Raw genomic sequence first — 8,807 nt, forward strand, 5'->3', positions numbered from 1 at the left:
CGTTTGATTTGCAGTTAACCAAAAGCACTGTTCCGCTAATTACATCCCAGCACCGCCATCGACCGTGATCATTGAGCCAGTAACCATAGCCGCCTCATCACTTGCTGCAAACAGGAAAGCATTTGCCAGGTCGTCCGGTGTCATCAGTCGACCCATTGGGGTGCTGCCAAGTCTACGCTCGTAATTCTCTGGATTTTCGATGCTTGTTGACCAGTCGTTCGGACTGTACGAGTTGTTGCCCCGAAGGAAAGGGGTGTCGACATGCCCTGGTGAGATGATGACGCATCGAATGTTATCTCTTGCATACGAGGCAGCAGCTGACCGTGTCAGCCCGATCATTCCCATCTTCTGAGCTGCGTAGGCTGGACTTCCACCACGGGGTCGGATCGCAGCTAGAGATCCCATGTTTAGGATCGCTCCTTTTCCAGATTTTCGCATTGAAGGGATGACAGCTTTAATCCCGAGGAACGCACCGGTAAGTCCCGTATCCATGATTACTTGCCATTGCTCCTCAGTTTGTTCGTCAAAGCTTACGCGGAAATTTGCGCCGGCAAGGTTACAGAGAACGTTAACGGCTCCAAAAGTATCCTCTGTACGTTGTACGGTCTCTTCCCATTGAGCGGCATTCCGTACATCGAGCTGCGCTGCGATTGCCTTTCCTCCAGCTTTTTTCACGTCCGCGACTACTCGCTCGGCCGCTTCTAGGCTCAAGTCAGCTGCGCAGACTGAAGCGCCTTCCGCCGCGAACCTACGGGCCTGAGCTCCGCCCATAGCTCCCCCACCCCCAGTGATAATAGCGACTTTACCCTCGAGCCTACCGGTCATATTCCCACCCCATTAAATGAACTAGGTTTTCACAAAACACTTGAATTGTAGCTACATCCCTACAATAGCGCACAAAACCATCCTTATTCCTTAAATACTCGTGATTTAAAGCCAACGCAATTAATTAACGAGTATACGATCCTATTAAAAAAGTCTCTGGGATCCCTAGTTTAATTAACAAACTCAAAGTCTTTACTTTAAACACGGGTTGATTAATTTACATATATTGCAAATTTAGTGGTCAATTGCCAAACAATGCTTCTCGACGCCAAGTTGCCCATTGAGCCTGGGTTTCGAGACTACGACCTAGGGAACCGCCCGCATCAACCACTAAGTTTTCACCGGTGACGTGATTGCTTTCCTCCGAGGCAAGGTACACCGCAGCGTAAGCAATATCGTCTGGTCTGCCGGCACGCTTGAGGGGCGAACGCTCATCATAAAGAGACGCCAACCTTTCGACTGCGCCCTCCTCTTCATCTGTTGAGAGCTCATCCCGCTTCGCACCCAGGAAAATAGGGGTCATGATGCCACCAGGGGAAATACAGTTAAGTCTTACTCGGAATTCCCCTAGTTCAATAGCTAGGCATCTGGTCATGTGAATAACTGCTGCTTTGCCAGTAGAGTAGAGCATAGGGCCATAACCAACGCTAAGCCCAGCTATAGAAGCATTATTAACTATGGTTCCACCACCAAGCTTTTTCATCACAGGTACGACGTGCTTAATACCTAGAAATATCGAGCCGATTTGGAGATCCATGGCGGTCTGGAAGTCTGCATAAGTGAGTTGTTCCACTGGTCCTGAAGGACCTCCCGAACTGGCGTTGTTGAAAAGACAATCGACTCGGCCCCACCGCTCCACGGCAGTGCTGATCATTGCTTCGACGTCTTCCTCTTGCGTGACGTCAGTCCTCAAAAAGACAGATGAGGCGCCGAGTTTATTAGCTAACTGTTCTCCCTTTTCCGTTCTCCTTCCAGCCAGCAGAACCTGAGCTCCTTCCTCTACGAAAATTTCTGCTGTCCGATAGCCAATGCCGCTAGTTGCGCCAGTAATGATTACAACTTTTCCCTCAAGCCTACTGCTCATTCTCTGCTCCTCTGATTTCCTGTGGTTTTATTGGTCGCTAGGATTAAGCATACCGTTGATGTCGATGATGATGCCGGTTGTGATGGGAGATTTTTCGTGAAATTAATTTTCGAATCCGTTGAGATCCTACGAGGTATTTGTAGGATCTCAACGGTGGAACGTAGGTCGATTTATCCCGATTATGAGGTTGAATCTTTAGTATTTTCCTGAAAATATCGGATAGAATTAGATATTAGGTTGTAACTCCTAAGCCTAGTTTCGGATTTACTCTGGTGCAAGTTCCTAAGTAATCTGAATTTTGGAACAAGATGCCCTTGGAGGGAAATGTTAATGGACGACAGAAGTTCTGGGAATCGAGATAAGCGAGGAAACTGGCGACCTAATGAACCTATCGCAAATTCGCCACTTTTTACGTTTCCACCACAGCCCCTAAAATTCTTGCGTTGGCTCCCGAAGTATTTCGTTCCCTGGAACCTGATGTTCATGGGTCTTGCTGCGGTCTTTTGGTTCTTCCTAACTCCAGATAAGGAAACAATGAAGACCCTATCACTTGGTTGGATTTTTTTGATTCTAGTCCGAAATTCCGCCGTTGTCCTTCTTGTCAACGGGCTCCTTGAGCTCCGTCTTTACTTTCGGCGATCTCAGGGGAACCAATACAAGTACAATCCCAAGTGGCCAAGTGAGAACCCTACTAATGCGTTCATCTTTAAGAAACAGGGCATAGATGGCATCATTCGGACATTTACCTCCGGCGTACCCATCTGGACGGCCTATGAGGTACTCATATTGTGGTTTTACGCAAACGGTTGGGGATTTTGGACAACCTTCCTAGATAATCCCGTATGGTTAATAGTTTTTGCCTTGCTTATGCCTCTCTATCACGAGGTGCACTTTTACTTAGGTCATCGGTTGTTACATGTCCCGGCTCTATATAAACGTTTCCACCGCATTCACCACTTGAACGTCAACCCTAGTCCCTGGTCTAGCTTGGCGATGCATCCGGTAGAGCACCTACTGTACTTCTCAGACCTTTTAATTCACCTGATTTTGCCGTCCCACCCACTTTTACTGATGTACAACTGTCAGATCACAGGGACCGGAGCAGTCGTTGGCCATGTTGGTTTCGAGAAGATTGTTACCGGTGCGGACAGAGGTGTTGACACTGGTGCTTATGCGCATTACCTTCACCACAAATACTTTGAAGTTAACTACTCTGATGGTGCAGTTAACCTTGATCGTTTGGCTGGAACGTGGCATGACGGTAGTGAAGAAGGGTATGCGAGGATGGAGGCTAAAAGAGCCAAAAGACGGGCTCAACGACGACTAGGGGTAGCCGCCAACCGGGAAATCTGAATCTGGGTTTTCAACCCCGAAAACGCAAGGACACTATTTAGTTCGGATGCTATAGAGCAAGGCCTACAAGCCTAGAGGACTTTAGATTCAAGGGGGTGTTTCGTGGAAACGGTACCTGATCCTAACTTCTCTTTGATTGAACTTCCGACTCAATTTAAGGCCCGTAAACACACTGGTCGAGCGGATTTTAGGGACCAAGGATTATTCGACTTATTCAACGCTAAAGGCCCCGGTTGCATTCGACATATCTTCGTGGGTTACAAGCCTTTTGGTGACTACCTACGCATCAGAATTTTTGTTGATAACGACACGTTGCCACATGTGGACATGGACCTAAATGCGTTCTTCGGTGTGCTTCTCAACCTTGACCCACGGTCTACTGAATACCGAACTGACGGTGCTGGGATCAAGGTCCTGCCAGAAAGTGGATATAACTGCTACTTACCAATTCCATTTCAGACATCATGCAGAATCACCCTGGAAAACACCGCACCAAACCGCGTACAACTGTACTCCCAAATTGACTGGCAGCAATATCCCGCTGATACTGAAATAACACCCTTCCGTCTTCATGCAGTACATCGGAAGGAGACGCCTGCAGCAGCTTCGTTAGGCGGTACCTTCCAAATTGCTGATATAGGTGGGCGCGGATTCGTTGCAGGGCTTTTTAAAGCAATTCGTCAGCGTGATACCAGCGACCTGATCTACCATACGGGCGGAGCAGTGTGCCTTATCGACGGGGAGACTGATCCCCACGCTATCCGTGGCTACAACGAAGAGGATGACTTTGGTTTTATCTGGGCCTATCGTCCCTACCGTGGTCGGTGGACTGGGTGTTCCTACGTAGATATCACTGACTCAGATTCCGGTGAAGATGCGACTGAATTCGCAGCCTACCGATTCTATGGTCCTGATCCAATACCATTCCAATCGTCACTGATCATCTACTGCGGTTCCAGAGCAGACGATACGGAGAGTGTACTTTACTTCTACAAAACACTGAGATCTGAGCTCCCTCTCCCAGAGGCGCCTCTATCGTGGCAAGTCACGGGACCATTTCGGTGTCACACCTTCGATGAGTTTAAGAAAGCCGAAGTGCCCGAAGATACGCACGTGTGGCCAGAAAACTGGCACCAGGATGACCGTACATTACCGACACTTACAGTGACTTCAAAGCGCACTTGGGTTGACCTGACTTGGGAATATCGTGGTCGCCGGCAACTATGGAATGATTACGCTACAGAGTTCACCGAAAAGTCGAGTCCTGTTCAAAACAATGAAAAACCAGTAGCGGTATCAGCCTATGCCCGGGCCATGCTGAGATCGACGGTGGAGCGCAAGGTCAACCTCCACTTCGCTTTCGATGACTGGTTCACCCTATGGGTTAATGGTAAGAAGATTGATACTCGTCAGCACGACCATGGGTTCGAGGCCGCCTCCTTTGCTGTTGATCTTCGGCCAGGTGAGAATGAAATCCAGGTAAAACTCAGTAATTTCGACAACCAAGAATACAGATTATGGGCATTTAGTTGCGCAGTAGTGTAGCTGTATCCTCCCCACACGAAAGTCCTTAGCCTAAGCAGTAAATTATTTGTAGTCGGACGTCCTACAACGCAAGAACAGGCAATCGTATTGTTTCGCTATACTGTGACCATGTTGGCGTCACCTGCGGCTTTCGACCTCCTTGCAGATGAGGACATGAGCCGTTTCGAGGAAGACGGTTTTTTAGTTGTGCGGAACCTCATTAGTGAACCACAGGTCGAAGAACTAGTTGTGGAGTACGACAAGGCAGTGCGTGGTGATTACGGAGATTTGAGCTGGGACCAGAGGAAGAACAGGAGGAAAAGTATTGAAGGGAAAATGGTCCAACTGGCCAACCCTTCTCAAGTTATTCCTGGATGGTCAGATCATGAATATATGCAGAGGAGCCTTGCGATAGCTCGACAGCTTCTTGGGAATGACCTTGAATATCAGTACGATCAACTAATTATGAAACCGCCGTACCATCCGGCAGAAACCCATTGGCATCAGGATGCTGGTTATTGGAAAAATAACCGAGCTGTAACGTGCTGGCTTGCTCTGAGTGAAGTGGTCGAAATTAACGGAGCAATGCGGTTTCTTCCTGGGAGCCATAATAAGGGGATAGTTGAACATATGAATGCATCCGAGTATTCAGAGATCGATGGGGCTTTAGAGGCCGTTGTGGCAGACATAAGTGGCGCGGTAACTATTCCTTTGGAACCAGGGTCAGCAACTTTTCATCATTGCCGAACTTTGCACTACGCTAGTGGAAATTTCTCCGATGTTCCACGAAGAGGTTTGATCACACACTTTTTCCCCACAGAGTAGAAAAGTCTGTCAAGAACTCATATTATGGTCTGGTAACCCTGAGGTTGCAGATTAACTTCAACAATTGTAAGTAGTTTGTTTGATGTTTCCATTAAGGAGAACGAATGAGGTTCGTGGCGCTGCTCTTTGCTTTCAATTTACTGGGTGCTGTTCTCGGGCAGAACCCAGAGGCTTTGGACGCTCAACGTTGCACAGAGGTGGAAGCTTGTGCCCGTTGTGAAGGTGCTAGTCAGGAACTAATAACTTGCAGGCGGGAAGCCCTTTTGCAGGCAGAAATTCAGCGACTGGATGACGTAAGAGTATCAGGGGAAGCAAAAACAGCATTACTGCGAGAGTGGGAAGAAGATTTCAGGAATGAATGGGTAGAAATAGAAAAAGAACTCCAGGAGAGGCAAGAAGAACGGAGGCAGGAAAGGGAAGAAATGGCGAAGGAGTGGGAGGAAAAACAGCGAACAAAGGCAAAAGAAATAGGTATACAAAAATACGGCACTGTAGCAGCATGGGAAGAAGCAGAAGCTAAAAGTGAAATCAGGAAAAGATATAAGAATCTAGGTTGGTTCGTCCTTTTCTCAGGCTTAGTTTTTGTGGTTATTTGGCTGATAAGGCGTACCCCCTACTATTATTCCTAAGATTTGTTTTGATGGAAATTGAGCCAAACAATCAGTAGCAAGATCAGAGAAGAAGCCCAACCATTATTACGACAGAATCTTCAAGAAAAGAATTGTGGAAAGCATCTTGGCGAGTCAATTTATTACTCGTATACTCAGGTAACTAAACTCCTGAAAATACTTCATTCTCTATATTAGGCCCTTGTCTTTATAATATTTTGTTGCTCACAACTTGACCATAAACACCCTCAACCTGGTAATCCTGAGGGTCAAGACTCACTCCGACAATTTCACTAAAGACGTTTGAAGTAGCCTGCAAGGTAACAGGTGGTTTAGGGGAAACTTCCGAATGTGTTGACTAACTAACTGCTTGTTCCCACAGAGTAGAAAAGTCTTTCAAGAACTCATATTATGGTCTGGTAACCCTGAGGTTGCAGATTAACTTCAACAATCGTAAGTAGTTTGTTTGATGTTTCCATTAAGGAGAACGAATGAGGTTCGTGGCGCTGCTCTTTGCTTTCAATTTACTGGGTGCTGCTATCGGGCAAGATTTAAAACACGACGTGAGTATTCGTTCCATCCGGGAGACGATTGAAGGTATTGTTTATCACGTTTATGTCCATGTTGAGAACACTTCAAGTAGAAAGATTCCTGTTGACGGTATTACCGTGCGTTTTGCGGTTAATAAACAGGCTCAGGTTCATCAAAATGAGCTTATCCCTGACGGGAACGTAGGTTCTTCTGGGCGGATTCCTTATGTCGTGGAAAATGGAAACCTGAGACTAGATAAGGGCCCTAAGGACTCTAATGTTTTCATCCTTACTAATAGAGTTGTACTCCACCCAGGTAATCAGCATACTTATGGCTTGCAGTACATTGTAGACCCTTCATACGTTGATGCTTTTGAGGGTGGCATGAATGAGGCTATTAGCGTTGAATTTGCTTCTCAGGCAGAAAACTTGGTGCGAGCGGAAGCAGCTGAGTGGCAAGCAAGCCAAAAACAGGAAAAAGATGCGAGACAAGAAGAAGTTATAAGAAAAGCTTGGTTAGAAGCAAGGCTAGAAGAAAAATTAGAAGCAGAGACAAGGCGGGCGGAAAAGGCTAAATGGGATGCACTACTTGATCCGGCCAAGGATGAAGTAGCTCAGGTACAAAGAGTTAAAGATGTGAATGATACCCAAAAGGAGAGTAGTCGTGGTTTTTTAGACATGTTGTTTCCCGGATATCTAATCGTTGCGGTTATTGGATTGATCTTTGAACGTATGTATAGGAATAAAATCCGCCCCGGGTGGCTCAGATACTACTGGTTTTTTCTTGTTTTTCTTTTAGTCGCGTTAAGCATTTTGTTATTCGTCCCTGTCCCGATCAATGTATTCATGATTGTTGCTGCTGCTGTTGTCTGGGTCGTTGTAGGCGCTTTAATGATTATTTCTAGCATACTTCCCTGGAAAGCCTCATCTATTTTAGGAGGCCCCATTTCACCCCAACACGAGTCCTCAACTGTTGATTTTGAAATGGACGACTCGCCACAACACCCTCACAAAGAGTCTTGAAAAGTAGCTGTCAGAAAAAGCTAATTTGATGTTTTTGTTGTTAATTTTACCTACTTTCTTGGGCCTTCTGCTGGTAACAATTCTTCGAATTGTTGAAGGAGTAATGGCAAACTATTTCCTTCTAACATGGAATCTGGCATTAATCCTTGGGGCGATTGCCTTAATGATTAACCTTATTTTTTATCTAAAGTCGTTTTTTAGGAAATCCTTAGGTCAGCACCACATTCGGCCATACTGGTTTCGAAAAATCCTCTGGCCAGCATTTTTTAGTTGTTTGTTGGCTCCCATAGTTTATATTCCTGTTGGGAGCAAAATAATAGGGTTAATTTTAGAGGTGTCACAAACAAGCACGCTCCATTATTACCAACAGAATTTTGGTCCTGGTAACCCAGATGGCGTCTTTGACGCCACTGTGATCTTGAGTTTTGTTGTTAGTTGGGCAATGGTAATCGGCGTTAGGAAGTTGGGTGATATCGTTCACAGCCGCGAGTAGCCTGTTTAACCGCGTTAGAGGAGAATGCATGAAAACGTGGGTAATTGTTCTGGGCCTTTTATTGATAGCTTCCCTGTTTGGCTGGTATAGCTGGCTAAACCAGTAAACGAATTATGTTGTTAAATATGAGGTTACTGGAAGGAAGTTCCTTTACAGAGAAGTCATTCTTAGTTCGGTACACTTACTAAGTAAGGTCTTTACACACTTAGGGGGATAAATATCGTGCGATTCGTTGTGTTAGTTAATGATGATCATGTTGCTTGGGATTGGCATACAGAAGGTTGCAATCTACTACGTGAACACGGAGAAGTAGAGTTTCTATGCTTACCTACAGGCATTCGAACCGGGGATGCATTTCAAGAGCCTACTGATGAAGTAGCTACTGTTTTAGAAGATTTTTATTCCCAACTAGAAACAGCGGACGCAGCAGTCATCGGACCTTGGTACAGCCCCCCAATGCTCCCCGAACACTGGGCAGCAGCAGAGAAACTAAAAGTATTCTCCGGAACTTTCGACCATCGCTTTGGCGACTGGTTCGAGCA

At 46.2% G+C, this 8,807-nt stretch carries 9 protein-coding genes; 7 read left to right on the forward strand and 2 right to left on the reverse strand.

The window, feature by feature from the left end; genetic code table 11:
• Positions 1 to 39 precede the first annotated feature (39 nt).
• Positions 40 to 825: a hypothetical protein gene (locus CMO31_04040; GenBank protein MAZ53170.1), complete on the reverse strand. Its 786-nt coding sequence runs from the start codon at positions 823 to 825 to the stop codon at positions 40 to 42.
• Positions 826 to 1,066: 241 nt separating this feature from the next.
• On the reverse strand, positions 1,067 to 1,909 hold the full coding sequence (locus CMO31_04045; protein ID MAZ53171.1) for a 2,5-dichloro-2,5-cyclohexadiene-1,4-diol dehydrogenase: 843 nt from the start codon (positions 1,907 to 1,909) through the stop codon (positions 1,067 to 1,069).
• A 330-nt stretch (positions 1,910 to 2,239) separates the two neighbouring features.
• Here CMO31_04045 and CMO31_04050 point away from each other — a divergent pair, with 330 nt between their 5' ends.
• The 7 genes from CMO31_04050 to CMO31_04080 all read left to right on the forward strand — a co-directional run.
• Positions 2,240 to 3,262, forward strand: a complete 1,023-nt coding sequence (locus CMO31_04050) for a desaturase (protein MAZ53172.1) — start codon at positions 2,240 to 2,242, stop codon at positions 3,260 to 3,262.
• A gap of 102 nt (positions 3,263 to 3,364) precedes the next feature.
• The gene (locus tag CMO31_04055) at positions 3,365 to 4,807 is read left to right on the forward strand and encodes a hypothetical protein (protein MAZ53173.1); all 1,443 of its coding nucleotides are present in this window, start codon (positions 3,365 to 3,367) and stop codon (positions 4,805 to 4,807) included.
• Between the two features lie 108 nt (positions 4,808 to 4,915).
• Positions 4,916 to 5,611, forward strand: coding sequence for a hypothetical protein (locus CMO31_04060; protein ID MAZ53174.1), 696 nt, complete (start codon positions 4,916 to 4,918; stop codon positions 5,609 to 5,611).
• Between the two features lie 104 nt (positions 5,612 to 5,715).
• Positions 5,716 to 6,240 carry a hypothetical protein gene (locus CMO31_04065; GenBank protein MAZ53175.1) on the forward strand — a complete coding sequence of 175 codons (525 nt, stop codon included), beginning with the start codon at positions 5,716 to 5,718 and terminating at the stop codon, positions 6,238 to 6,240.
• 470 nt (positions 6,241 to 6,710) lie between these two features.
• On the forward strand, positions 6,711 to 7,772 hold the full coding sequence (locus tag CMO31_04070; protein ID MAZ53176.1) for a hypothetical protein: 1,062 nt from the start codon (positions 6,711 to 6,713) through the stop codon (positions 7,770 to 7,772).
• A gap of 28 nt (positions 7,773 to 7,800) precedes the next feature.
• Positions 7,801 to 8,265 (forward strand): hypothetical protein, encoded by a 465-nt coding sequence (locus tag CMO31_04075; protein MAZ53177.1) that lies wholly within the window; start codon positions 7,801 to 7,803, stop codon positions 8,263 to 8,265.
• Between the two features lie 222 nt (positions 8,266 to 8,487).
• The coding region (locus CMO31_04080; GenBank protein MAZ53178.1) for a hypothetical protein at positions 8,488 to 8,807 on the forward strand (320 nt) is incomplete at its 3' end.

This window comes from Trueperaceae bacterium, assembly GCA_002707365.1.
In the GTDB taxonomy this organism is placed as follows: Bacteria; Deinococcota; Deinococci; order Deinococcales; family Trueperaceae; genus UBA6957.